Source organism: Leptospira bandrabouensis, from assembly GCF_004770905.1.
GTDB classification, from domain to species: domain Bacteria; phylum Spirochaetota; class Leptospiria; order Leptospirales; family Leptospiraceae; genus Leptospira_A; species Leptospira_A bandrabouensis.
Window position 1 is genome coordinate 1,560,001 of record NZ_RQHT01000014.1, and the last position, 26,105, is coordinate 1,586,105.

Genomic DNA, 26,105 nt, shown 5'->3' on the forward strand with positions numbered 1-26,105 from the left:
TGTTGCAATAAATCTTCTTGCAAAGATAACAGGCGAGGAACTAAACGTGCGTTATGTTTCTAAAAATTCTGCTCCCAGAGAAGTATATTCATCAAAACTTCGACGGGGAGGCAAATCTGGGTCTGCAGTGAAATTGTTATTCTCTGGTTCTGGAAATTTTGTAGATTCCAGACCGATGGAGTATGATGCTTTGGTGGTTGATGAGGCGCACAGACTTAATCTAATGAGCGGGTTATATAGAAATTTGGGAGAGAACCAAATAAAAGAAATCATTCATTCAGCGAAAACCTCAATATTTTTCTTAGATGAAGACCAAAGAGTAACTTTATTCGATTATGGGTCTAAAGAAGAAATTGAAAAAAGTGCCAAACTCTATAACGCTAATATATACTATGGAAAATTAGAATCTCAATTTCGATGTAGTGGTTCGAATGGATATCTGGCATGGATAGATGATGTGCTGGAAATCCGGAAAACTGCGAACCATGACCTTTCTGATTCTTCTTATGATTTTCGAGTCTATAACGATCCCAACGAGCTTTCCCAAATTTTGTATGAAAAAAACAAAGAGCGAAATTCTGCACGTTTGGTGGCGGGATATTGTTGGGATTGGAAAAGTAAAAAAGAACTGAATGCGATGGACATCGAGATTCCGGAATTTCAATTTGCAAAGCAATGGAATTTAGCTTCTGATGGAAGTCTATGGATGATCCAACCTGAATCTTTTGAACAAATAGGATGCATTCACACGTGCCAAGGATTGGAACTTGACTACATTGGGGTAATCATCGGGAAAGATTTAACTTACCGTAATGGGCAAATTCAAACTGATTATAATGCGAGATCGAAAATGGATCAATCGATCAAAGGATCAAAAAAGCTTATGTCAGAGAATCCTGATGAAGGAAAAATAATTCTAGATCGAATCATCAAAAATACTTATAGAACTTTAATGACTCGAGGGATGAAAGGTTGTTATGTGTATTGCATAGATTCTGGTTTGAGTAGTTATTTGAAATATAGAGTCGGTAACATTTAAAAAGATCAATGGGCATATTACAATATGAACGATTACGATAGTGTATATATATTCGCATTGTTGGTTTAATTACATGTCGTATATAAATGTTTGGAGCATAAGATCAAGTGATTGCTGAACTTACGAGTGCCCAGCCGAGCAGGGATTGAGAAGGTATTTTGCCGGGTCCCCCCACTAGTCCAAACCAACCTTCCCATCAGCCCAGTAGACACGAACTTTAAGTTTGTTAGTGGGGATCCCTGAATTTTTCAAATAGTTTCTAACTTGTTGGATGGAACTTGCCCTGCCGGTTAAAAAAACTTTAGCATCAGGTGTCTGTGAAATGCGATCCACAATCTCTTGCGAAAGTTTTGGTAGATGTGATCCATCAGGGGATCTTTCGATCATTCTCTGTCCCGTAACTCCCAATGGATCGAGTGCTTTTTTTGCCGCATCTGCCGAAGTCAATTCGAAGAATATGTGAGATTCCTTTTCCACTTTGTCTTGTAGAACCTTCGCGATACCAAAAGAAGTCTCATCGCCGAAAAGGATGGCGTCTCCTTCAAGATTCGAAAAATCCAAAGAATCACGAGGGCCGAAGACTTCACAAGGGTCACCTACTTTTAAGTCATTGATCCATTTGGAAGCTGGACCATTATGATGTTGATAACAAATAAAGGAAAGTTTGCCTTCTACTTTATCAACATGAATGGGAGTGAAAGTGCGGTAGGTTAGATTGCCCACATCGACTTGCACTTTACCTCCGGGTATCCATTTTGATTCTTTTAATTTTCTTCCGGTCAATTCGATGAGAACGAAATCTTTCGTTAGTCGTTCTATTTTTGAAATTTTGGTCTGAGTTAAAAAGACACTGAAGACCGATTTTATGATACCTTTAAAAAAGGAATTTGGTTCGGACATAAAAATTCTCCCGATTGAATTTGGCCTTGTTTGCTTTTCAGCGATCAGTATTGCATAGGCCATTTGACAGACTGGCTATATATCTGCAAAATTTTCATCAAAAACATAATGATTCGCAGCGATCACCAGGCCAACACTATTTTTGCTCAAACTAATGTTGAACTTAAAGCACTAAATTCAGCCAAGTAATACAATTCGCATATTCCTTGTTATATTGCAGTTTGATTAAAGTCGATACTTCTTTTTTAGTAAAGACTTTTAAATACCGGTTTTTCTCTCAATCAGCCATTCGTATAATGCTTGTTCTATTTCTCTTTTTTGGAACGGTTTCGGCAAAAACGAAGACATTCCTGCGCGAATGCACTTGTCTTGATCATCCTGGAAGGCGTCCGCTGTAACTGCAATGATGATTGGTTTGGGAAAAATCCGTTCGTCTTTCAAAATCTCTTCCGATGCCCCGATGCCATCCAGATTGGGCATATTGATGTCCATAAAAATCAGATGGAATTCGTTTGTTTGGGCCTTTGTTACCGCTTCCCAACCGTCTTTCGCCACATCATGGCGGACTTTTAATTTTTTCAAAAAACTGGAAAGTAGAAACAGGTTGGTAGGATCATCTTCCGCAATCAGCACATTTGTGTTAGATGGTAGTCTAGAGAGATCCACCGAATCTTCGGATCTTATGACTCGGGACATTTGGTTGGGAAGAAGTTTGAGTTCAATTTCAAAACAGGAACCATTGGGAAAATTCCTTTTAACTTTTAATTCTCCTCCCATCACATCCATTAGTTTTTTAGAGATGGCAAGACCGAGTCCCGTTCCTCCGTACTTACGGGAAATACTTGAATCCAACTGTGTGAATCTTTGAAACAAGGAACCCATTTTCTCTTCTGGGATTCCTATTCCTGTATCCGTTATTGATACTTTGTATTGAATCCTGTTTCCTACTTCTTCCTTTTTGGAAGAGAGAAGGATTTTGATTTCTCCAGATTCCGTAAATTTAACCGCATTGGAGATAAGGTTAAATAACACTTGTTTGATTCTGTTTTCATCGCCATGTGCTAAAAATATAAAATCTGGATCAAAGCTGACTTCAAATCGAAGTTGTTTCTGTTCTGCTTGGTGCTTAAAAATTCCTTCCGCAAGTTCGAGAAGAATTTTCCAGGAAAAATCGGATTCTAATAATTCTATTTTCCCCGCTTCCAGTTTGGAATAATCCAAAATGTCGTTCAATATAGTCAAAAGAGACTGTCCACTGTCCTGAATCATTTTCAGATATTGTGTTTGATCCTCCGAAACATTTGTCATTTTCAAAAGTTCCGTGATTCCCAAAATTCCATTCATGGGAGTTCTGATTTCGTGACTCATTGTTGCTAAAAATTGAGACTTTGCTTTGTTCGCGGTTTCTGCTAGTTGTTTGGCGATCTCGTATTCTTCCGTGCGGAGTTTTACCTGCAATTCCAATTCGTATTTTTGGTATTCTTTCAGATTCAAGAGTTCCGTATGGGTTCTGTTTTTTTCTTCCAGAGTTTCACCGAGTTTTTGAACTAATTTTTCTTCCTCTTGCAATGCCTTTGTGATTTTTTTTGATAATAGAATCGCTTGGATGAAGATAAATAACAAAACCCCTAAATGGGAGAGATAACCTGTATGAATCAATCCGAAATTGAATAATATATCATTCAGTAGTGTCACCGCTGTAATGGAGTAGGCAATGAGCATAAGTCCCGCACCTTCCCTTTTTCTAAAATATGCTCTGATAAACAATGGTACATACAATATGATTGCAATCATTGCAAGACCGAAGAGATACAATGCGTAATGTGTGAAAATGGAAACTGGCAAAAACAAAGTTAGTAAAAAACTAAAGAAAACCAACCTGAGAACTTTTGAGATTATTTTGGGGATTTCCTTCGGAAATAGAAGATCGTAGAGTGTTACCAAGGAAACCCCGATCATATAAATCACTCCGAACAGTAGCCGGATATATGAATCAAAATCCAGATTGGGAAATAGATAATAAAACGTATGCGTTTCAAAATTCAATTGGCGAATTCCCATAATCATACAGAAAAAACCGAACATCAGATATTCTTTGGAACGCAATCTTGACAGAAAGATAATCAGATGGTATAAGCCGATGATGATGATTGCAGAAGAACTTGCAATATCTCGTATAACAAGATTTAGGTGCTGTCTTTGTATGGATTTCCATTCTCCGAAATAAAGAGGTTCCCAAAATCCGTGATTTTCATGGTTGAAGTTGGATACCCAAACGACGATTGTCACTTCATCGGAAAGATTACCCAGATAGGACGTGCCTGGTTTCAAGTCAGGCTTCATTGTTTCAAAACTTTCTCCAGTTTGTCCTACTTTTGCCACAGAACGGGCGTTAACGAAAATTTCGAAAGCGGACATGATTTCAGTCCAAAACAATCCGTAGTTTATTTCCCGTTTTGGAAGTTTGAGTTTGAGTCTGTAGGTTCCTTTCCCGAAAATCGGTAGGTTTTTTCCGTTTATTTTGTAGAATTTCCAAAAAGATGGAACCGGAAAATAACCATGGCATTTTTTTTTCCATACGGACTCATCCGATTCGGGAGGAATCAATTCATCCCAACAAAACTCCCAATCTCCTTTCAAATTTATCACCGTTTGTTTCGGTTCCCATGCAGAAAGATCCATAAATCCGGAATTTATATCGGGGAGGGGAGAGGTTGCGACTTTACAAAAAGAAAAAGATATAGAAACTACAAGTAGAGGTAAAACAAATTTTTTTTTAAAAAAAGAAAGCGAAATTACCATAAAACTACCCATAGGCGAGAAAGAAATAGAGCATTTGACTCAACTGAAAAAATTCGCTTGAACTAAAGCCTCGTATATCTGATTCCGAGAGCAATCTATTTATTTTATACTCTAAAAAGCATACGAAACTGACAAACTCCAACCGCAAATTGAAATTAACTTTGTTTATTTCAAAAGCGAAGGCATTCTATGCGGAGCAGCGGTCGGGTGAATCCTGAAATTGATAGTCAAAGCCATCGATTTCTAGGGTATTTTTGTTCCAACGGGCTTGCCTCTTTTTTGTTTGGTTAGGAAACGAGGAAGGGAGTTTTTGAAATTCTAATTGAATGACTTTTTCGGAAATCCATTGATACTTTCCACTATACTTTGGTTTTTCCAGTGTACCGTCACTTTCCCGAAATGCAACCAAAGAGAGTTCAAAGGTACCATTGGCATCAAACTTGATTTCCGATATTGACCCATAAGCGCCTGGACTTGGACCATACCAAATCAAATTTGTAAAGATCTCTTTCGGAGTTAAACCTGCAATTTCATTCAATCGGTATGTATTACGAAGTAAGGAAAGATCTTTATCTTTCAGCATCAAACGTTTGTAAGTTTTTTTATATGTGGCTGCATTTTGCAATAACTGAAAAACGTCTTGTTCTTCTGTCAAATTCTCGCATTGACTGAGTAGAATGGTGTAAACGCAGGCCAAGTTATAGTTTGCGTATGGGTCATTTGGATTTTTCTTTAAACTTTCTTTGAACCACTTTTCGGCCTGAGACCAATTTTTCTGGTAAAAGGCATCAATGGCTTTTTGGTTAGTCTCCGATAATGGTTCTGAATTTAGTGGAATTTCCAATCCAACCAAAAGAAAAACTGTGAGTACATAAATTTTAATGGGAGTCATTTTCTTTCGTATCTACAATGAACGATTTAGGGCGAATCTCTTTGATTCGCAAGAGGATTTTTTATATGAAAAACGAGTGGGTCTCTTGCTTACTTGCTGAAATGGTGAGAATGGGTCACACGGAAATGATTTTTTTAAGAAAAGGTTTTGCAAACTGCGTTATGTGATGACTTAATCCAATCCAAGATATAAATTTAGAACATCTTTATCGTTTAAAAAAGATGGAAGACGGAGGTTTGGTTCTTCAAATTCAATTCCACCATAAACTTTAGGAAGGCATTCCCTTAAACAATCTTTATCCCATACTTCCGAAATACTTCTACCGTTTCCAAAAATACATCGGCGGATTGTTGTTTGAGAATTTTTAACAGTAGGACCAGTGCACGTTCATGACTTGTTACTTCTTGGTAAGCAATATAAAAAGCGATAATATCAAGTGGGTGAAGTATTTTTAGTTGGGTAGGTTTTTTCTTTTTCCATTCCTTTCCAAAGGTTGAACGTTGCAAATGGAATCGTTCTTTAAGGAAATGGAAAAAAAAGGGAACTACCTCTTTGGAATGGAGTGAATTCCAAATGGTTTTTAATGTTTGCCATTGCATTTGATAAAAAAAAGGGAATTTGTTTCGTATTACTGACATTATATGATAATTCTCATGTCCTTATAGAAAAACAATTTAAAAAAAATAGTAAAATTTAGATTCCTGAATCAATGTTCATTCGAAGATGAGGCATAGAATGAAAAGAGTGGGGAGAATTAAAAAGTATGTTTCCCTTTTTGCCGTCAAAAGTGCGGTTAAAATTTTTTAAACGAACCATAACAAAACATTCCCTCCTTAAAATTCTAATTGCCTCTTTTTGTTTTTTCATATATGAAAGTCGGAGGAGAAAAAAATGAAAAAGGGAAAAAGTATTGGAATCGCTATTGCCATTTTGGTATTGTTTGGGGTCGCCTTTTATAGTTATATGGGTGGGTTTCAACAAGTAAGTGTGATTCGAGAGTCTTTTGGTCCCACAGAGATTTACTATGTAACTCATAAAGGACCGTATAAGGAAATTGGAAACAGTTGGGATCGTTTTCAAAAAGAATGGGAGTCGGTAGGGATTACCAATTGCGATAGTCTTGCGATTTATTTGGATGGACCTGATACAGAGCCATCTAAGTTACGATCTATTCTCGGGTGCCGATTGGATGGACTTTCACCTGAACAAAAAAAACAGGTTTCTCTTAAGTTTAAAACCTTTTTTATTCCCAAAATGAATGGCCTCAGTGCGAATTTTCCATTTAAGAATTTTATATCATATTTTTTAGCACCCACCAAAGTGTATCCTAAATTCCAGGAGATATTAATTGCAGAACCTTCTCAAACTTCCGTAGCCATTGAAATCTATGGTGGGTCTTCTCAGTCGGTGAATTCCATTGGTTTTTTTATGCCATTAGGTGTTAATCGGGAAATATTTAAGTCATTAGAGGATGCCTTTCAGTAAAAAAATTTGGATGAAGTCTTGCGCTCGTGGATACGCAGGGCTTGGTCACCTGCCATCGTTAGATGGCTGGGGACGGGAGCGTTAAGCGGACCCCGGAGTAGCCCATCCCTTATTAAATAAGATTAAAAAACTCCGATCTCATTGGGAGCGCACATAAATTGCGAATCAATTTGCTAAACAATAGCTGCCTAACTCTATATAATTAAAGTTAGTTTTCTTGACTCCTGTGACTTGTGAGTTATAATGCAGTGGAAAAGTAGTTTTTTGTATCTAATAAGTTTGGCAGAATAAAAAATATGGTAATAAATAAGAATATTATAAAATATTTAATTGATTTAAGAGAAAATAATGGCCGGAACTGGTTTCTTGAAAACAAAGAAAGGTTTAATGAGATTCAAAAGGAGTTAGTGATTCTTACGGGATATTTTTTATCGGAAATTGAGAAATTTGACAAAAATGTAAAAGGTGTGGATCCAAAGTCTTGTATATTTCGGATTTATAAGGATGTGCGATTTTCAAAAGATAAGAGTCCCTATAAAACCCATTTTGGAATTTTTATGAGAGGGGGGAATCGGAAGATTGAAGGTACTGGTTATTATTTACATATTGAACCGGATGCATCTTTGTTAGGTGGAGGATGTTATAAGCCAGAACCAAAGTCTTTACAAAAAATTAGAGAAAAAATTGCAGCAGATACAGATTCGTTTCTAAAAATTCTAAAAAACAAACAATTTGCGGAAAATTTCGGAAATACTTTTTATGCAGAAAAGTTAAAAACAGCTCCAAAAGGATTTGCGAAAGACCATCCTTCGATTGAATTTTTGAAGTACAAAGGATTTGCTGTCGCTAAAAAAATAAAAAATTCGGAACTTACATCTAATCATTTTATACAAGATGCCGTTCATAGTTTTCGAACTTTATACCCTCTCAATCAGTTTATTGAAGCTGGTATAGCAAAGAAATAATTTAAGGTTTTTTATTGAACCCAATCTTAATGGTAAATCGGAGATAGAAATGGCAAAGCATATAGAACTTCCAAAAGACTTATTATTGGGTTCAGCAACTGCTGCGACGCAAATTGAAGGTGGGGATACTAATAATAATTGGTACCATTGGTCTTTAGCAGGTAAGGTTGGAAATGAAGAGTCTAGTATTACTGGCGCAGACCATTACGCACGTTATGTGGAAGATGTAAAATTATTATCAAAACTCAATCAAGAATGTTATCGGATGAGTATTGAGTGGAGTCGGATTCAACCTTCGGAAGGAGAATGGTCTGCGGATACCGTCGAACATTATCGTGATGAGTTTCGACTCCTTTTGGAGGCGGGGATCAAACCTCTTGTCACTCTTCATCATTTTTCTTGCCCGGAATGGTTTCAGAAAAAGGGAGGATGGTTGGGAAAAGATGCGGTGAAGGAATTCCTAAACTTTGTTGAATTTTCTGTTAAGCAGTTTGGTGATCTTGTTTCGGAGTGGTGTACAATCAACGAACCAAATGTATTTGCTAATGATAGTTATGTGGATGGTAAATATCCTCCGGGAAGTCATGGAGATATACCCGCATATTTAAAAGTGACTCGCCGACTTATCCTTGCTCACCTGAAGTCATATCAACTCATTCATAAAATCCGAAAGGAATCTGGTTTTGCTAATCCAACTAAGGTTGGTTTTGCGCACCATCTTGCCATTTTTTCTCCTCTAACTTCTCACCCCTTGGCACGTCTCGGTTGTTTTCTAAGCGATTTTCTTTTTCACGAAATTCAAATTAAAGGTTTTGTGGAAGGGAAGTTATCTTTTCCCATTGGATTTGGTCATCCAGAAGGTAAAGGTATATTTTGCGATTTTATTGGAATCAATTATTATTCTCGCCATCTTTTTAAAGCAAGTTACAACCCGGGAAATTTATTTGCTACACCCATGGTAGACCCCAATTGTCCTGAATCTCAGAAAAATGATTTAGGTTGGGAAATTTATCCGAAAGGACTTTCTAAAGTTTGCCATCGGATTTGGGACGAGTACAAACTTCCCATTTATATTACGGAAAACGGGATCCCCGATGAAAGTGATAACAAAAGGGAAAAGTTTATTAATGACCATTTAGCAGAGATTTGTCGCTTAATTGAGGAAGGTGTATCTGTAGAACGTTATTATTATTGGTCATTTTTAGATAATCTTGAATGGAATGATGGTTATGGACCTAAGTTTGGGCTTGTAGAAGTGGATTATTCCAATATGGATCGGAAAATCCGCAAAAGTGGATTTCATTACGCAGAAATTTGTAAAACTAAAAAATTTGAATTTAATCCCTAATTAAAAATGAAAGTTTTTCTGATTAAGTTTTTTGAATGACATTAGCACCTAACATAATTCAGAAAAACATTCGATTTTGCCTTTATGGATTCATTTACTTTTTAGAATTTTGCTTTAGGAGGTAAGACACAAAGATGATGACGAGTACAGAATCAAAGACGAGAGCAATTCCCGATTTTGTAAGATAAGATTGTCCATAAATTAAATTGAGTAATACAAATGTTGTTTTGCTTATGGAGGAAACAAAAAGGATTAAGTTACGATTTGGTTCGTTGTAGGCACCATACACAAGCATCCCACCTGTCAATGCAATCAAAGCCCCCCAGTTACGCACAATTATATTGGCCAAATCGCCATTCAATGTATCTCCAAAAGTCAACGTGAGCCCGAGTGTTGGGTGTAATGTAGATAGAATCATGGAAAAGGTGATGATACCGGAGCCAAACATAATCCATTTGATATTGGAAAAAATAAAATTCATTTTAAATACCTCGGGGCTAAAAGGAACAGAAACCAGCGGAAATGCGAGAATTTTATTTTTCACTTTGCGCTTTTTATTTCCATCTAACAGTCCGAAGTATTTACTTTTGAAATAGAAACCATTTCGTTCTTTTTTAAGACTAAACACCACAAGTATCTTGTGATGTTTGTTATAATAAAACTTCCTAGAGTCCTTTTGTACAGCGTGCTCGAAAAGAAATGGTATTCGTAGGAGGGTTCACTGCTCCTGCGATTTTATCAACAGAACATTTTTTTACCTGTATGTCATAGGTTGTGGAACTATTTTCAATTACCTTGGCTTCACATAGGACTGCAGGATCATAACCACCACCTCCTGGCATATCAATATTAAATATAAAGCTTGGTCCTTGTGGAGTAAGAAATACATTTTTCGCAGTGAAATCAACCTTGTGTAGATAAAAAAGTGGCAATGTTTGGTCATTACCTGGCACCATAATATTATCTTGACCATTCATATTCAAATCACCTCGGCAAACACTAAGTGCTTTTGTATATTTAGTTTCTCCAACTGTGATGTCGACTGTATTGATTGCAGGTTCTGGTAAATTTTCATCTGTTGGCAAAGTTTGACTTAATAAGATTAAAGAAAGAAAATCTTTCGAATCATCTACTTTATCATTTTTGCTGCATTGCAGAAATACTAAGAGCAATAACGAAATAACGGTTGTTGTAAACTTTGATTTAAATTTATTTTTCAATGTAGATTGTTTAGACAATTGGTTTTCCTCCTGAGAGAATTACGTCACTCAGATTAAATAAGATAATTTAATCATACATGGGTAAAAAAAAATGTCGTCCGGGGACGGGATTCAGGAGAAGAAAATTTATTATTATATGTTTATAAGGTAGGCTTTATGTTTGTCATTTGATTCGCTACGATTTTTTAATGATAGTGGATATAGTTAATCAGTTGTTTTATCAAATTTGTTATTTAGTATTATGGAGAACTAAATTACATACATTTTCTATCTGTATGATTAGGTATATTCCAGTTAATGAATTATATTCTAAAATTCATTTAATGTTTTTTGTTACGATTTTTGTTTAGATAAACAACAATTTCATCTGATTCTGAATGATCATAGTATGTTCTGATGAAATCAAAAATGGATTGGCCATCCTTATCTTTCGAATTTATATCGGCACCATTTTCTACTAATAATTTTACTAAATCTAAATTGAGAGTATGAGATTCTATAAGTATACGAATGATGGACTTACCGGAACGATCTTTTGCGTTTACGTCGGCTCCTTTCTTTATCATGTAACGTATAATGTCTAAATTTGGTTCTTCTTTTATAGTCAAGTACATCAAAGGCGAATATTGATTTTTATCTTTTGCGTTGATATCCACTCCTTTGTCTACGAACAACTGAAGTATCTTGAAGTTAACCTGTTTGCGATTGCAAACAATGGTTAAGGCCGTACTATTGCCATTCGAATTTTGTAAATTTAAATTATGGTCTATCATGAGTTTAATTAGGTCGTATTGGTTGTTAACAATTGCGCCTTGTACCACAGGTCTTCCGAAGTAATTCACAACATTAACATCCGCATGATTCTCTATCAAAAAACGCGCTATATTGATTCGATTATTATCTAATGCGTAAAATAATGCGGTTTCCCCATTTTTATCCCGCTCTTCTAAATTTACACCCGTTGAAACCAGATTTTTGATTTTTTCCTTATCAGAACGAATTACTGCTTTGTGCAATTCGGGTAGACTTTGGAATTCAAGGTGGTCGTCGACTTTGTTACCAATACTTTGGTAACCTTTCTTAACTGCGTCGATGACGAGAACAGGAGAAAGGATGATATAATGATACCACTCTAATTTAACCATATCTTTGTTTTGGCTAAAAATTGAATTAGGAATAATGCAGAAGAGTAGTATTCCTAATCCGAATCGAAAACTTTTAAATGGTAGCAGTTTTGAAAACATTGAACTTTTAAAATTGATCAAAGTGAGTTTGTGGATTGAATAAGTTCGCAATTTTATCTTTTATTTTCGAAAAAATTTTGCCGAAGAAAGTTCCTACTAAAAATAATCCTATGCTGATGAGTATATTTCTCAAAGGCTCATACCATAATTCATAAAAGGAATCAATAATAGCATAATCAGGTTGGTATTCAGAAAGATATAAGGGAACTGATTGTCCGATCTTGTATTGATTGCCAACTTCGCCTATAATTTTGCCATGAATTTCATAAGTTTCTCCATTCAATTGGTATTTGATAATTGGTTTTAGGATGTAGTGCGTTGTCCCATAACGTTTGTTACCTGTTCTTGTAGAATAATCTGTTTCTTGATAAGAAGATACAACTTTACCAAAGATTTTGGTCCCAGATCGAATGGTAATGATTTTACCTAAACTTGCATAAATCGAAGTAAAGAAGAGGTACAGTGCAAATAATTGTAATATGCGCGAGAGGATTCTAATTTTCATTCAAGAGACTCATCAAAATGGAAACAATTTCCGCTTTCAATCAAAAAAAACAATTTTGATCATACAAAAATACTTGAGACTATTTGCTACAGATCGTAGGATTTCGAACGTGCCCCTAGTCATTTTATTTTTCTTTATTTTTTCTTGTTCTGAGCCTATATCGGAAAATCGGTATCAACCAGAATCCTTACCTTCTGAGGAATCAATCAAGGAAACACTTTCATCAGAAATTTATATGAACCGATTAAATGAGAAAGCGAAGAACCTTGGATTTACATTACAAGAGTGGAAGGAAACTGAGAAAAAACTTGTTTCCGAATTAGACATCAATCATTACTGGAGTTCAGAAAAAAAACAGTTACGAAGTTCGTTACATGATACAGATGCAGTTGATCGATTGCGCGAAATGATTCGCATACGTATTGTTTGGAGTCGTATCTTTCAAAAATCTAATATAAGTATAAAACAAAAACCTTTTGACCAATCAAAGCCAAGTTTACTATCAAAAATAAATAGTAAGTCCTCACCTCAATTTGGCCAACCCAATTCGAAATGGGTGATCATTGAATGGAGTGATTATTTATGTGGCTTTTGCAAGGAAACTTTTCCCCATACAAAAAATATACTTTCGAAATACAAAAATCAGATTTGGTATATCCATAAAGATTTTCCATTGGATGGTGAATCAAACCAAAGTTTAGCACCACTCATTGTGTCACGTTGTTTGTGGGATAGAGACCCAGCTCATTTTTCAGATCATATGCAAAAACTGTATGTTCATGCGAAAACAATGATCAAATCAGAAGATCCGATACCTAACCAATCTAGTGTTTGGTCTGAATGTGATTCACAAAGTGTAAGAAAAAAATACCTAGACTTAGTAAAAAAGGATTGGGAAGAAGCAAAAAAACTTGGAGTCACTGCAATCCCTACATTCTGGGTGAATGGTCGTTGGATCGTTGGTGCGCTGAATGCTGAATCTTGGGAAAGAGTATTGAAAGATACAAGAAGTCCTTAAAAATTTCTTGCCTTCCTGGTTTAATGCGTTCTCCTTGATCCACATTTTGTAAGGACAGATTATGAAACTTAAATCAGCCTTGTTTCCCTTTTTTATCTTACTAGTTCTATTAACATTGAATTGTGGCAAAAAACTCCACTTTTCAATGGTTACCTCCACATCAATGGACAATGGTCTCCCCTTTCTTGTGTTAGGTGGAAAAGAGTGGAAAGCAGAACCGGGAGCTGAATTTGTAAAACTGCATTTCTACGCGGACATTCCGTTCGCTTTATCTAAAGTTTCTATTGAATCTTGTTCTGGTAAGTTCAAAGATCGGATTGCTGCATACGTAAATTTTGATGAAGTTTATGCAAGCACCGATGTGCAAAATTCGAATTCGGAAGTGATTTTTGATCCGGTGGTTCAAGCAAGATCAGTTACTTTAAATTTCCAAAGAAATCAAAATATTTGTATTAAATCCGTTAAATTTTTTGATGAAAAGAAAAGTGCTTATAGGACATACACTCCAGAAATCGTTTCAGGAACTGTAACAGCTTCGGAAACTGCTTCCCCTGAACCTACATACTCAGTAATGAATCTTTTCGATTCAAAATATGAAAATGGATATTCTTCCGTGAAAGGTGGTGTGGGTGTTACATTTAACTTTGATTTTTCGGAAAAGAAAAAAATATCAGTTTTGAAAATTTGGAATGGTTACCAACGTTCCGATGTCCATTGTATTAAAAACGGACGTGTAAAATCTCTACTTTTAACTGGTGATGATGGATATTCAGCAAAAGTAGAATTAGAAGATGTAATGGGTAGTCAAGACATCCAACTGCCAACACCTTTCAAAGGAAAAAAGTTAACTATAAAAGTGGACGAAATTTATCCTGGGTTAACAGAAAAGGGAATCGTCTTATCTGAGTTAAGGTTTGGTGATGATGGCGAATGGTTTGCGATGGATACGCTTCCGAAATCAAAAGATACCGCTGCCAAAAACTTTGATGCATTTGCAAAAGCATCTTTAAGAAAGGTGTTGAACAGAGGTTTGACGGGAAGAGAAGTGTCTGAAGCAATTGACGAAACCATATCCGATTTACCAGTAGGTGCTGAAAATGAGCTATCGGTTGAAGAAAATTTAGATCCACCAACATCCTCAGATTGGACGATTCGTCTTCGTTCGGATGGAACTTTCTTTTTAGAAGGTTCTACAGCGCGTACAAACTACGATGCTGGTGAAGAAAGTTCCAATCGCTTTTATGGAATGGGAAATTATGAAATTAAAGACATTTCGCCAGGTAAAATTCAAATGCGAATCTTTGGTTTTTTACGAAAACAAACATTTACAAACTTTTTAGACTACGGTGGTGGAGATTGTAATGGCTGCGGTAGGGATTGTAACCTTGTTAAAAATCCTGATCCAAATAATACAGAAAAAATATTCCAAGAGTTTGTTACCTTACAAATGCGGGGAAAACAATTTTACTTAACAAATGCTAAAAAAACAGAAAATTTGGATTTCTCCACTTTGGAACTTAATCTGGAATAATCTAATGAAAACTTATTTTTATCGAATATCGGTTGTTACTTGGTCTTTTGTATTTTTTTTCACCTTTGCCTGTGGAGGAGAAGGCGAAAAAAAAGACCAATCTAGCTTGGAAACTGAAGTTTCTAGTCCGATAAAATCAAATAAAGTTTCCATTCATATTCAATGGGAGACAACAACCTTCCCATTGAATATGGAAATCCGAGAGCCTAGTGGAGCACAGACACTGGCCCTATGGACAACGGGTTCGGTAAAAGAAGGGAAGTTGGCACCCTTTGGTGAATTGATACCAGACAATACAATCGTTCTCAAACCAGGTTCCAAAAAACAGTTTTTACTGGTGATGAAGAATCCAACAGATAAAGCGGTATATTTTTTTGCTGCACCTCATTCTGCCTTGCCTGTCGAACATAGTTTCGGATTTAAATTTAAATGTTTATGTGTTAACCATGCATTTACTGTCCCTCCCCATGAAACTTGGTACCGTGTAGTGGAAATTCGGTTAGCACCTGATTATTTGGGGGATACATTGACTTTGACACACAATCTAATTGGAATTAGCCGTGAAAGAATGTTGCAGTTTGAAAAAAGTGCAGGAAGCTCTCTACCTAGCGAAATGGACTAAGTTTTAAAAAATTTTGAAATTATGTAATTGTAAAGTTAACAATCATAAATACCAGATTCCATGCAATAAACAACTTAACATTTGTTTATTTTTTCCTACCTAATACAGGTTTTTTTTGTTACCGATTTTAAAACATTAAATGTTGGAATTTTCTTTACACTTTCAAGTTATTTTCCCCATATAACTTTATTAAGGAGAACAAAAATGAAAAAAATATTCCTTTTAGGAATTCTCGTTTTTCTGTCAAATTGTGTCACTGCAGGAAAGGTGGGTTACCTTGTTCCAGCTGAAAATGACTCGGCAGAATTATCGGACACGGTATTAGGGGAAAAATGTGCTACGATCATTATAGGTATTTATGATGATGTTTTTGCTAATGCGAAAGGAAGAGGAAACGTTAAAAACCAAAATGTTGGTTTACAATGGAACGCTGAATTTGCATCTGCTTGTGCTCAAATGAGAAAGCTAAAATAAATTGGTAAGGGAAAAAAAGAATATGAAATGGTTATCATTATTAGCAATTGCATTTGCTGTTAGTTGTTCTTATAAAGTAGGAAATTTTAAGGAAATTTCCTTAGAAGCACCAACAAATTTAGAAGTTGTAGGTACTGAACCTGTGGAAGGTAGAGAATGCGGATTTTCTGGTTTCTCTAATACTTGGTATAATCAAAGTATTGCAGAGGCAGCTCGTGATGCGTTGAGCAAAGCTCCTGGTGCTACAGGATTAAAAGACGTAACAATCACAGGGAAACACGGAATTTGGATATTTTTAAATTGTGTTTACGTAGAAGGAACACCTGTTGTTGAAAAATCGGCAGGAAAAAAGAAGTAATTCGATTGAATATAGGGGGTAATCTCCCCTATATTTTTCAATTGGTTTTGCAAATCGTAAGTTATTCCAAAAATAAATCGTTTCACTTCACTTCATTTTATGTTATTACAAAATATTAAAAAATCATCTAAACTCATTGGTTTTGCTATAAAATAACCTTGGCCTAAGTCGCAATTCATGTTTCTTAATTGATCCCAATCGTATTTAGTTTCAACTCCTTCTGCGGTACACTTCATTTGAAGTTTACCTGCCATTTCAATACTAGAGTTAATCAGTACTTTTGATATTCCATTTGAATTCATCTCTCGAACAAAAGATTGATCAATTTTTAATTCAGTAAAAGCAATGCGAGTGATCTGCTGCATACTAGAATAACCCGTTCCGTAATCATCGATAGAAAGCCCAAAACCTTTCATTCGAAGCCTAGCCAAATTTTCCAAGGCAGGTGCCATTTCTGTCATAGCAGCTGTTTCTGTAATTTCAAGTATAATGAATTTAGGGTCCACTTCCAAATTCTTTACAATTTGGATAATTTTATCTGCAAGTTTTATGTCTGCCAATGAAGATAAAGAAAGATTCACTGATATAGATATTTTATGACCATGTGCATGTAAAAACTTACAAGCCTTAGTTGACAACTCTAACATGATAAATGTTAACGTGTCTATATTTTCTGATTTTTCTAATAAATCGATAAATGCGTATGGTGAGATCACTCCATGTTGGGGATGAATCCAACGGGCAAGTGCTTCCGCTCCAATCAAACGGCCAGTCGCAAACTCAATTTTGGGTTGGAAAAAAGGAGTAAATTCTCCATTAGCCAATCCTTCTAAAATTTCATCTAAGTTATATTTTGATCCACTTGTAGAATCAAATACAGATTTTTTTTCGCGGGTTTTGTATTTGGCAAATAGTGGTTCCAATTGAACTGAAGTAACTGGTTTTTCAATGGCACCGAGTAAATAGTTTCCGTATGCTCCTGCCATTTTCTTAACAGATTCAATCAAAGCTAAATCCAAAGCACTCATGATGATAGTGGCAATCGATGAATGTAGTTTTCCTACATGGCGTAAAAATTCCATACCATCCATTTCAGGCATATTTAGATCGCAAAGAATGATATCGATTGATCGAGATCCTTCTTCGTTTAATATTTTGAGTGCTTCAGTTCCGGTACTTGCTTCAATAATATTTGATGCTCCTAAACTAACAAGGATATCTGTGATTACTTCTCTCTGAAAGTCATCGTCTTCAACAACTAGAAAAGTAATTTCATTTATATTCATTATTATTCCTTAAACCGTTCATGTTGTTCTACAAGATATCAATAAAAGATTCTAGATCTAAAACATCTTCTTTCATTATTTCAATTTCATTCAGTGCTTTTTCTATTTCATTTTCTTTGATAAATGATTCTATTTTTGTATATCCATTTGCCAATTCCCTTGCCCCGGCAATTTTACTTGAGCCTTTTAGTCTGTGTGCAAGTTGCTCTGCTTCATCTAAATTAATATTTGTTAGTTGCTCAACTAGTTTACTTAAATCTGCCCTATGATGTATTTTGAATTTTTTTAGAATGGAAATCTGGCCATTTCTGTCTGTGACAATATTCGCTAATTCACTTAAGTCAATTGGCGATTGGCTACTTATATCCTGATCTGAGAAAGAAGTTTGAGAAGTGATAGTGATTGAAGGCAGCCATTTGACTAGTATTTGTTTTAGTTGAGAGAGACGAGCAGGTTTAATCATTACTTCATCCATCCCTACAGAAAGACAATGTTCATTTTCTTCACTCAAAACATTGGCGGTATAAGCTATGATTGGAGTCCTTTTTTGGGAATTATAATTTTCAAGATTTCTAATTTCCTTTGCTAAAGTATAACCATCTTTCACTGGCATATGGCAATCTGTTATAATTAAATCATATTTGTTAGAAAGCCAAAGACGTATTGCATTTTCACCATCCACGGCTCCATCGACTTGAAGTCCGAATGATTCAAGTTGTCGAATTAAGAGCTCTAAATTGACAGAGTGATCGTCTACTGCAAGAATTCTTGGTATGTAAGATTCCTTGTTAACGATTTGTAAGTTTGTATTATCCTCGACTTTAAACGCATCCAAATCGTTTAAATCTAGTTTGAGCGTAGGGAGAGATAAAATAATACTAAACGTAGATCCAATATTTGGCGTACTTTCAATTGTAATTTCGCCATCAAGTAAATCGGCAAGGCTTCTACAAATTGCAAGGCCTAAGCCTGTTCCACCATACAATCTTGCAGTATCTGCTGTAGCTTGTGTGTAAGTTTGGAAAAGTCGAGATTGGTCTTTCTTACTTAGTCCAATTCCTGTATCAGTGACAGAAAATTGAATTTGTTGTGCATAAGAAAGGTTTTTTAGTAAAACAGCCGAAACACGAATGTTACCTTTAGAGGTAAACTTAATCCCATTACTCACAAAGTTATTAAGTATTTGTGATAACCGTAAAGGATCTACTAAATGAGCGCTCGAAATATTTTCATCAATTGAATAAGAAAGTACTAATCCCTTAGCACTCGCAATATGTGAATAAGTTGTTACTACTTCTGAAAGTAATCTACGAATTGATGTAGGTTGAAGTGATAATTCTAGTTTACCTTCTTCAATTTTCGACCAATCTAAAATATCACTTACGATACGTAGTAAACTATTTCCGGAATCAAGAGAATTCTTAACCATTCGTTTTTGGTCTAAAGTTAATGTTGTTTGCGATAGAAGTTCTAACATTCCAATCAAACCACTGAGCGGAGTTCGAATTTCGTGACTCATAGTTGCAAGAAAGGAATCTTTTGCTTTGTTAGCAAGTTCAGCATTCTCTTTAGCTTTTTCCAAAATTGCCTTAGCCGCAAATTCTTCAGTAATATCTCTGAATACTAAAACAGTTCCAATAATAATTCCTTTTTTATTTCTAATTGGAGAACAGTTGATAGATATATTCATTCGTCTAGAGTCGTGGCTTACCAACATTGTATCGAAACTGTCACCTTTAGATTTCCCAGTACTGAGCACTTCATAAACGGGAATATCTTTCGGGAAACCGGTTTGAGGATGAACTAGATTTAATATTTCATTTACTTGGAGTCCAATTGCCTCTTTTGCGTTCCAGCCTGTTAAATCTTCCGCAATAGAATTCAAACGATTGACAATTCCGTTTTCATCAGTAGTCAGAACTGCGTCACCTATCGAACTTAAGGTGGTAGAGAGATTTTGTTCACTTGTTAGCAATTTTTCATTTTTTTCAATGGCTTCTTTTGCGCGAATATAAACTTCAGATTCCATTTTTTCGATACGTTCACGCATCTCTGCAGTTAGTTCTGATTGTTCTACCTTTTGTTGTTTTAAATAAACAAATTCTGTTACGTCTTCTGCACGATGAACGATACAAAACAAGTTACCTGCATCATCAAAAACTGGAAAATTTCTTGGGCTCCAATACCTAACTTCAAACCCGCTTCCATCTGGTTTACGGATATCATATTTTTGTAATGTCATAGTACTCGCAATTTTGTAATTGAGTACTTGCATCAAAGAATACTTAAGTTGTTTTACACCATCTGCATTTTCATCATTCGGATTATCGGGAAATACTTCAAAAATATTCTTTCCAATAACGTCTGCTCTTTTGATTAAAGTAGCTTGGGCATAGGCATCACTGACATTAATAATCTTGAAATCCAAATCTAAGACCATATAGAGCTCAGGAAGAGATTCGAAAATTCTTTGGTAGTTGATTTGCGGATTTACTTCATTGTTAGAATTTAAATTTGATCCATTTTGCATCACAATTTTCTACCAGGTTTTAGTCAAAAATCGAAAGAAATGTAAATAATATAACTAAATTCTAATATAGGCAATCATAAAATATAACTCTTGTGAAGTGGTAAATGTACTAAATATTATGATGGAATTTTTCCTTTTCTGCTTTGGTTACTAGTGAGAATTTGAAAAACATAAAAAATATGTACAAAATGCACAATTTTTTGAATATTCATGCAATAAATTTTGAATTCGGTCGGGTCTCTTTTCTTTCGGATTAGTACGAAACTGGTGAGTTTAGAGGTTGTCGGCCAAGTGAATCTCTTTTCCGTAGAGTCGGTAGTTTCAATGTATTTAGGAAGTAAAAGAAAGTTACTTCCCTAAACTTGAATTTTGTTACCTTTAGTTGGAAATTTTATTTGAACAGTAAAATGACTCCGCCAATATCATCTGTTGTAGATTTAATTTTTTCCAAAAGTTTGGAAAGTGTTTCTCCTTCGGAAAATGTAGTCTTGACGCTAGAATCCATCGCTTGTGCAACATCAGAGATGAGTTTTTGAGAATTATTTTGATCTTTAATATTTTCTTTAATTTCTGCTAACATTTGTGAAAGTTGATTGGATTCAAAAAGCAATTTTTCTTTGATCTGACTTTGATTAGTTGCAGATTCAGAAATGAAATCAATCTTTTGAAAAATTTCTTTTAATTCACTAATGATTTCTTTATAAAGTTGATTAGTTTCGCTGATTTTTTGTCGGTTCAGTATTACTTCTTCTTTATTCCGTTTAACATTATTGTCAATTTCTTTGATACTATTGGAAGTTTGTGTAGCTAATTTGGAAACCTCTTGAGCAACCACGGCAAAACCACTTCCGTATTCTCCTGCTCTGGCAGCTTCTATCGAAGCGTTAAGCGCCAGTAAATTGACCCGTTCAGAAATTTCCTTTATAACAATGACCATACCTTCAATTTTTCCAGAACTTAGAGCAATGTTTTCAATTACGTTGGTCATTTCTTCTAATGCTTTGTTTCCTTGTTGGATTTTTTCTGAAATTCCGAATGTTAATCTTTTTGATAGATTGCTGTTTGTTTCTGATTCATTGATATAATCTGACAAAACTTTGATACTATCGGAAACACTGATGAGAGTTTCGTAGTTATTTGCTGAAGCCTTTTCAATGTTAGTCATATTCTCTGTCATTTTTCGAACTGCTTCTTCTAAATTTTGAGAATAATTTTTTTGTCGGTTTAAACTAGAATTAAAGGAATCATCGACTAATTGTGCATCATCGATCGAAATAGAAAGACCTTTTGTCGCATCCTTTAAAAGAGTGATGATATCTTGAAAAATATGGAGAAGTTCAAATATTGAAAGTAGGATAGAATCAACTTCGTTCCTTTTATTAAGTTTTGATTTAATAGATGGATCAATGTACAAACTTCCTTTAATTGCATTGTTAATCGTAGTTTTGATTACCAAAAACTGGTTTTTGTAATTTCTGATTTGGTTTAACGCAAAAAATATTGTTACAATTGAAAAAATAAGACCTGCCGTTTGCAAAGAAATCATAATCCAATTGAATTCTGAGACACCAAATGATTGGTATCCCAGGGAAGTGGCTTGGATTGTAATTAATGCAATCGAGAGGAAGAGATACTGAGTGGATTTTCTATATTTCATGAAAGGAATCTATACCGACTCCAGCCATTTATAACCCTCTTCAGGAGTTTCAAAAATTTTGACTTCGATACCATTAGAGGCAAAAAAATCAACTAGGTTCTTTTCGGACATAGCGGAGAGTGCAGACAGTGGTTGAACCAAAGCCCATTTTTTCCAACCAGCTTTGATTGCTCTTGGAGTCCAATCGTTGTTTACCCAGTCCACATCCTCTGCAGTATGTGTGCCCATATTGCGGTTGTCTGATAGCCATTTGACAGCTTTATGTTGGATGAGCGCCTCAACACCTTTATTGAGGCTTTCTTTTAAATTGGCTCCCGTGTTTTTCCCATTCTGAGTTAGAACAACGATCTTTTTATCCTCAAGATATTCTGTTACTGCTGTTGGGCATTGAAAAATGATCATTCGATTTATCCTTTTAATTGATCTGATTCATATTTTTTTGAGACGAAATTTGCAAGGTAATTCTAATACGAATGAAGTAATTTTTTAAAAATGGAACTGGGCTTGGTTGAGTAAAAATTTCCTTTCTTTGAAAGAACAATGTTTTTAAATCGAATGCTTTATATTGAACTGTATTAAATTGGTTTTTCCAAATTTTACTAAGTAAATCAGAATAGTATGTATTATTGCTAAATCAATTCAGCATCTGGGGAAAATATGGAAGACAAAAGATATTGGCAAAATACCGAGCCTTACCACCTAATTGAAGTTATTTTGGAAGGTGAGAGAGTGGTTTTTAAAGATTGGTTTGATTCAGGAAAGGATCCCAATCGTTATGAGTGGGGTTTTAAAGAGTTTATAACTGGGGAAGGAAAAACGTTAATTGAATACCATCTAAGTTTGCCTATTTACAATGAAATTTTGGAAGTTGTAAAGTTTCGATGGAAGAAAGGATAAGTGCGCCAATTTTCCCATTGCTCTGTTATCTTTCATACCCTGATTTGATCCGATTTTTTCTGTAATCTTTGTAATGTGTTTATGTAAGAAATAGCCCACGGAAGCCATTTTTGATTTCTGATGAATTTAGTTCTACGTTTTACTTAAATCCACTTTATAATCTTTCTTTAGAATCATTCCATTAATAACATTTTCAAATTAGAAAAGATAACTAAATTCCTTTTCCATTGAATCTCTAAACTATGTTCAGTAAAAATATATAAAAGGAGTCTGTGTTAATAAAGTTTTTCTTGCTTTTTCTTTTGAAAAATATACATATAGGGGTATAGGTATACTTTTATGAGAATTATAATTATGGGTGCTGGTATTTCGGGACATACAGCGGCTACGCTTTTAAAAAAATACTTGGGAAAAAAACACGAGGTAGTTGTGATTTCTCCCAATGCCAATTGGAATTGGATTCCTTCCAATATTTGGGTAGGTGTAGGTGCTATGAAACCAAAAGAAGTTACCTTTGCACTAAAGCCTATTTATGATAAAACTAAAATTCAATTCATCCAAGCTAAAGTAACTCATTTATATCCAGAGGGTGATAAAACATCCGAACAGGCGTTTGTCGAATATGAATCGACAGCACCCGAAACAAAAGGCCAAATCAACCGGATCAGTTACGATTATTGTATCAATGCCACGGGACCAAAGTTGAATTTTTCTGCAACGCCGGGACTTGGTCCTGAAGAAGGTAATACAGTATCTGTCTGTACTTATTTACATGCAGAGGAAGCGAATGAAAAATTACAAATTCACATTCAAAGAATGAAGAACGGTGAATCATTGAATTTTGTGTTTGGAACAGGGCATGGGATGTGCACTTGCCAAGGTGCGGCTTTTGAATATCTTTTTAATGTAGACCATGAACTTAGAAAAGCCGGTATTCGTGAGAAAGCCAAAATCCTTTGGATTTCAAATGAATACGAGTTAGGTGATTTTGGGATGGGTGGAATGCACCTGGAACAAGGTGGGTATATTACTAGCAATAAAATATTCGCAGAATCATTGTTTGTTGAAAGAGGGATACAGTGGAAAACCAGAGCCCATGTGACAAAAATTGAAAAAGACAAAATATTTTATACAACACTAGAAGGAGAAAATGGGTTTGTAAGATATGATTTTTCAATGTTAATTCCTCCTTTTAGTGGGGTAGGTTTGAAAGCAATTGGTAAAAATGGAGAAGATATAACCTCAACATTGTTTGCTGCCAATGGGATGATGAAAGTGGATGCAAACTATGAATCAAAACCTTATGAACATTGGGATTCTAAGGACTGGCCCAGCACTTACCAATCACCATTTTATGCGAATCTATTTGGGATAGGTATTGCTTTTGCTCCTCCTCATCCCATTTCAAAAGTGATGAAAAATAGCGACGGAATTCAAATTTCTCCAACACCACCAAGAACAGGGATGCCTTCTGCGATTATGGGAAAGGTTGTCGCACAAAACATATCCCATCAAATCAAATCAAAAACCAAGGAACTAAAACATAAGGCTTCCATGGCGGAGATGGGTGCTGCTTGTATTGCCTCTGCTGGAAATGGTATTTTCTCTGGAACTGCGGTTTCGATGACAGTGTATCCGATTGTTCCCGATTTCAAAAAGTATCCCAAATGGGGAAGGTCTCTTACTTATACGACTGGTGAAATTGGCCTTGCGGGGCATTGGATCAAGATGGTTCTACATTATATGTTTATGTATAAAGCTAAATGTAAACCTGGTTGGTGGCTGATCCCTGAATAAGAACTATCGGAGAAAAATATGAATCAAGATGAATCTGTAGAATTATATCTTCTGGACCAAAAGGAATTAAGTGCGTCTTACAAACCTGGTGATTTTGTAGCACTTCCTAATACATACACCAAATTCTTTAGAACTTTTTTCCCTTGGCAATTGGTTCGATTTATTTGGATTAATATTCGTATGATGGTGATGATTATTAAATCCCATCGTTAAATGAATGAAATAAGTTTTTTCATAATTCATTCTTAAGAAAACTGTTCCTGGAAATCTTTTTTGGTTGCTTGATCCGTGGTTTGTTAAAGCAATAAACCATAAATTCTTATGGCAAAGTATTCAAAAAAAGACTATTGGATCATTGGCTCTCTCCTTTTTTTAAGTTTGGTTCCAGCCATTGCTGGCGGCATTCGTTTTCATCAAGTGATGACTGGGAATGGTTATACGGTAGAAAACCAAAGATTTTTTAATGATCCGATTCCTGTTCTTGTTCATATACTTGCAGTATTGTTCTTTAGCATTTTAGGTGCCTTTCAATTTGCACCAGGTTTTCGAACGAAACATATTGTTTGGCATAGAATTTCTGGTAGATTTTTAGTATTTATGGGAATTGTTTCTGCACTCTCAGGTTTATGGCTCACTCTGGTATATCCTAAAGTTCCAACAGATGGAGATTGGTTATTTGGAATCCGTTTAGTTGTTGGAATATGGATGTTTCTCTGTATTTTCGTTGGGTTTATTTTTATATTAAAAAGGAATATATCCAAACATAAACATTGGATGATTCGTGGTTATGCGATTGGAATGGGGGCGGGTACACAGGTTTTTACACATCTACCTTGGTTTATCTTTGTCGGGGGAGATCCTTCCGGAGTCCCCAGAGATTTAATGATGGGTGCTGGTTGGTTTATCAATTTTGTTTTTGCCGAATGGCTCATTCGAAAAAGAAATTTGTAAATTGGTAGTCTTTATGATTCCTATCTTTGGCATTTGAATTCCGAAAAAATTAGCATTAAAATTTGATTGACAGTATGGTGCATATACACAGCCTGTAGTTACAGGCAGTTTGAAATGAATTTCACACATGAAGACTTAAAACAAATCGGATTGTCCTGTTTGAATTTAAGTCTCCGGCGAACAAGTCGGCTCATCACTAGTTATTACGATTTACAGTTAAAACCGACTGGACTTCGCATCACTCAATTTACAGTGCTTGCAAGCATAGCCTATGAAAATGATCCCAGTATTTCAGATCTTGCGCGTCTCACGGATATTGATCGAACCACATTACAAAGGAGTTTGGAAATTTTAAGTAGAGATGGTCTAATCGCTATAACAAAAAAAGAGATTGGAAATGTGAAGGGTATATCACTTACAAAAAAAGGGGAACAAAAACTTACAAAAGCTATCGAATTTTGGAAGGAAATCCAAAAAACAATTATGGAAGACTTAGGAAAATCTGAATTCAAACAAACGTTAAAGATTCTTTCCGAATTACGGGATCTTCCAACTTTACAAATCGGTTTGGAAAATGTATGAAT

The 26,105-nt window shown here is 35.3% G+C and carries 26 protein-coding genes (1 of these 26 running past the window's edge); 14 read left to right on the forward strand and 12 right to left on the reverse strand.

All coding sequences use genetic code 11. The features are described 5' to 3' along the window. Positions 1 to 1,039, forward strand: partial view of a DUF2075 domain-containing protein gene (locus EHR07_RS14510; protein WP_100741137.1) — the 3' portion only. Its footprint begins 836 nt before the window's first position; the window shows 1,039 of its 1,875 coding nt (coding positions 837-1,875); its start codon lies beyond the left edge, outside the window; the stop codon is at positions 1,037 to 1,039. A 174-nt stretch (positions 1,040 to 1,213) separates the two neighbouring features. Here EHR07_RS14510 and EHR07_RS14515 read toward each other — a convergent pair whose 3' ends face one another. The 4 genes from EHR07_RS14515 to EHR07_RS14530 all read right to left on the reverse strand — a co-directional run bounded on the left by EHR07_RS14515 (position 1,214) and on the right by EHR07_RS14530 (position 6,271). Further along, positions 1,214 to 1,939 carry a siderophore-interacting protein gene (locus tag EHR07_RS14515; RefSeq protein WP_135745717.1) on the reverse strand — a complete coding sequence of 242 codons (726 nt, stop codon included), beginning with the start codon at positions 1,937 to 1,939 and terminating at the stop codon, positions 1,214 to 1,216. A 258-nt stretch (positions 1,940 to 2,197) separates the two neighbouring features. Further along, on the reverse strand, positions 2,198 to 4,741 hold the full coding sequence (locus EHR07_RS14520) for an ATP-binding protein (protein ID WP_135745718.1): 2,544 nt from the start codon (positions 4,739 to 4,741) through the stop codon (positions 2,198 to 2,200). Between the two features lie 187 nt (positions 4,742 to 4,928). Further along, positions 4,929 to 5,633 carry a tetratricopeptide repeat protein gene (locus EHR07_RS14525; RefSeq protein WP_135745719.1) on the reverse strand — a complete coding sequence of 235 codons (705 nt, stop codon included), beginning with the start codon at positions 5,631 to 5,633 and terminating at the stop codon, positions 4,929 to 4,931. A gap of 284 nt (positions 5,634 to 5,917) precedes the next feature. Next, positions 5,918 to 6,271 carry a hypothetical protein gene (locus EHR07_RS14530; RefSeq protein WP_135745720.1) on the reverse strand — a complete coding sequence of 118 codons (354 nt, stop codon included), beginning with the start codon at positions 6,269 to 6,271 and terminating at the stop codon, positions 5,918 to 5,920. Positions 6,272 to 6,524: 253 nt separating this feature from the next. On the opposite strand from EHR07_RS14530, the gene EHR07_RS14535 reads away from it, so the two are divergent. The 3 genes from EHR07_RS14535 (at position 6,525) to EHR07_RS14545 (ending at position 9,431) form a co-directional block, all read left to right on the forward strand. Continuing rightward, positions 6,525 to 7,118 (forward strand): hypothetical protein, encoded by a 594-nt coding sequence (locus EHR07_RS14535; RefSeq protein WP_135745721.1) that lies wholly within the window; start codon positions 6,525 to 6,527, stop codon positions 7,116 to 7,118. Positions 7,119 to 7,414: 296 nt separating this feature from the next. Beyond that, positions 7,415 to 8,083 (forward strand): DUF2461 domain-containing protein, encoded by a 669-nt coding sequence (locus EHR07_RS14540; protein ID WP_135745722.1) that lies wholly within the window; start codon positions 7,415 to 7,417, stop codon positions 8,081 to 8,083. Between the two features lie 49 nt (positions 8,084 to 8,132). After that, complete coding sequence (locus tag EHR07_RS14545) at positions 8,133 to 9,431, forward strand: glycoside hydrolase family 1 protein (RefSeq protein WP_135745723.1); 1,299 nt, start codon at positions 8,133 to 8,135, stop codon at positions 9,429 to 9,431. Between the two features lie 94 nt (positions 9,432 to 9,525). Here the strand turns inward: EHR07_RS14545 and EHR07_RS14550 are convergent, their stop codons facing one another. From EHR07_RS14550 to EHR07_RS14565, 4 genes are all read right to left on the reverse strand, one after another. Continuing rightward, on the reverse strand, positions 9,526 to 9,912 hold the full coding sequence (locus EHR07_RS14550; protein WP_135745724.1) for a hypothetical protein: 387 nt from the start codon (positions 9,910 to 9,912) through the stop codon (positions 9,526 to 9,528). A gap of 184 nt (positions 9,913 to 10,096) precedes the next feature. After that, positions 10,097 to 10,669: a hypothetical protein gene (locus EHR07_RS14555; RefSeq protein WP_208739804.1), complete on the reverse strand. Its 573-nt coding sequence runs from the start codon at positions 10,667 to 10,669 to the stop codon at positions 10,097 to 10,099. Positions 10,670 to 10,971: 302 nt separating this feature from the next. Then, complete coding sequence (locus tag EHR07_RS14560; protein ID WP_244288951.1) at positions 10,972 to 11,796, reverse strand: ankyrin repeat domain-containing protein; 825 nt, start codon at positions 11,794 to 11,796, stop codon at positions 10,972 to 10,974. A gap of 106 nt (positions 11,797 to 11,902) precedes the next feature. Next, a complete protein-coding gene (locus EHR07_RS14565; RefSeq protein WP_135745726.1) occupies positions 11,903 to 12,400 on the reverse strand; it encodes a DUF3592 domain-containing protein in 498 nt (165 codons plus the stop codon). A 109-nt stretch (positions 12,401 to 12,509) separates the two neighbouring features. On the opposite strand from EHR07_RS14565, the gene EHR07_RS14570 reads away from it, so the two are divergent. From EHR07_RS14570 to EHR07_RS14590, 5 genes are all read left to right on the forward strand, one after another. Continuing rightward, complete coding sequence (locus tag EHR07_RS14570) at positions 12,510 to 13,418, forward strand: thioredoxin domain-containing protein (protein WP_238778453.1); 909 nt, start codon at positions 12,510 to 12,512, stop codon at positions 13,416 to 13,418. Positions 13,419 to 13,479: 61 nt separating this feature from the next. Then, positions 13,480 to 14,949 (forward strand): NADase-type glycan-binding domain-containing protein, encoded by a 1,470-nt coding sequence (locus EHR07_RS14575; protein WP_135745728.1) that lies wholly within the window; start codon positions 13,480 to 13,482, stop codon positions 14,947 to 14,949. Positions 14,950 to 14,953: 4 nt separating this feature from the next. After that, positions 14,954 to 15,571: an LIC11469 family lipoprotein adhesin Lsa20 gene (lsa20, locus tag EHR07_RS14580; protein ID WP_135745729.1), complete on the forward strand. Its 618-nt coding sequence runs from the start codon at positions 14,954 to 14,956 to the stop codon at positions 15,569 to 15,571. Between the two features lie 204 nt (positions 15,572 to 15,775). Beyond that, a complete protein-coding gene (locus EHR07_RS14585) occupies positions 15,776 to 16,045 on the forward strand; it encodes a hypothetical protein (RefSeq protein ID WP_135745730.1) in 270 nt (89 codons plus the stop codon). A 22-nt stretch (positions 16,046 to 16,067) separates the two neighbouring features. Further along, on the forward strand, positions 16,068 to 16,403 hold the full coding sequence (locus tag EHR07_RS14590) for a hypothetical protein (protein WP_135745731.1): 336 nt from the start codon (positions 16,068 to 16,070) through the stop codon (positions 16,401 to 16,403). Between the two features lie 92 nt (positions 16,404 to 16,495). Here EHR07_RS14590 and EHR07_RS14595 read toward each other — a convergent pair whose 3' ends face one another. From EHR07_RS14595 to EHR07_RS14610, 4 genes are all read right to left on the reverse strand, one after another. Continuing rightward, positions 16,496 to 17,689, reverse strand: a complete 1,194-nt coding sequence (locus tag EHR07_RS14595; RefSeq protein WP_135745732.1) for an EAL domain-containing response regulator — start codon at positions 17,687 to 17,689, stop codon at positions 16,496 to 16,498. A 28-nt stretch (positions 17,690 to 17,717) separates the two neighbouring features. Beyond that, positions 17,718 to 20,219, reverse strand: a complete 2,502-nt coding sequence (locus tag EHR07_RS14600) for an ATP-binding protein (protein WP_135745733.1) — start codon at positions 20,217 to 20,219, stop codon at positions 17,718 to 17,720. A gap of 391 nt (positions 20,220 to 20,610) precedes the next feature. Further along, positions 20,611 to 21,876, reverse strand: a complete 1,266-nt coding sequence (locus EHR07_RS14605; protein WP_135745734.1) for a methyl-accepting chemotaxis protein — start codon at positions 21,874 to 21,876, stop codon at positions 20,611 to 20,613. Positions 21,877 to 21,885: 9 nt separating this feature from the next. Next, the gene (locus tag EHR07_RS14610) at positions 21,886 to 22,278 is read right to left on the reverse strand and encodes an STAS/SEC14 domain-containing protein (RefSeq protein ID WP_135745735.1); all 393 of its coding nucleotides are present in this window, start codon (positions 22,276 to 22,278) and stop codon (positions 21,886 to 21,888) included. Positions 22,279 to 22,533: 255 nt separating this feature from the next. Between EHR07_RS14610 and EHR07_RS14615 the strand changes: the two genes are divergently transcribed. The 5 genes from EHR07_RS14615 to EHR07_RS14635 all read left to right on the forward strand — a co-directional run bounded on the left by EHR07_RS14615 (position 22,534) and on the right by EHR07_RS14635 (position 26,103). Then, the gene (locus EHR07_RS14615) at positions 22,534 to 22,773 is read left to right on the forward strand and encodes a hypothetical protein (protein ID WP_135745736.1); all 240 of its coding nucleotides are present in this window, start codon (positions 22,534 to 22,536) and stop codon (positions 22,771 to 22,773) included. A 339-nt stretch (positions 22,774 to 23,112) separates the two neighbouring features. After that, the gene (locus tag EHR07_RS14620; RefSeq protein WP_135745737.1) at positions 23,113 to 24,570 is read left to right on the forward strand and encodes an NAD(P)/FAD-dependent oxidoreductase; all 1,458 of its coding nucleotides are present in this window, start codon (positions 23,113 to 23,115) and stop codon (positions 24,568 to 24,570) included. A gap of 18 nt (positions 24,571 to 24,588) precedes the next feature. Next, positions 24,589 to 24,783 (forward strand): hypothetical protein, encoded by a 195-nt coding sequence (locus EHR07_RS14625; RefSeq protein WP_135745738.1) that lies wholly within the window; start codon positions 24,589 to 24,591, stop codon positions 24,781 to 24,783. Positions 24,784 to 24,891: 108 nt separating this feature from the next. Beyond that, on the forward strand, positions 24,892 to 25,521 hold the full coding sequence (locus EHR07_RS14630; RefSeq protein WP_135745739.1) for a DUF2306 domain-containing protein: 630 nt from the start codon (positions 24,892 to 24,894) through the stop codon (positions 25,519 to 25,521). A gap of 114 nt (positions 25,522 to 25,635) precedes the next feature. Then, the gene (locus tag EHR07_RS14635; RefSeq protein ID WP_135745740.1) at positions 25,636 to 26,103 is read left to right on the forward strand and encodes a MarR family winged helix-turn-helix transcriptional regulator; all 468 of its coding nucleotides are present in this window, start codon (positions 25,636 to 25,638) and stop codon (positions 26,101 to 26,103) included. Positions 26,104 to 26,105: the final 2 nt, after the last annotated feature.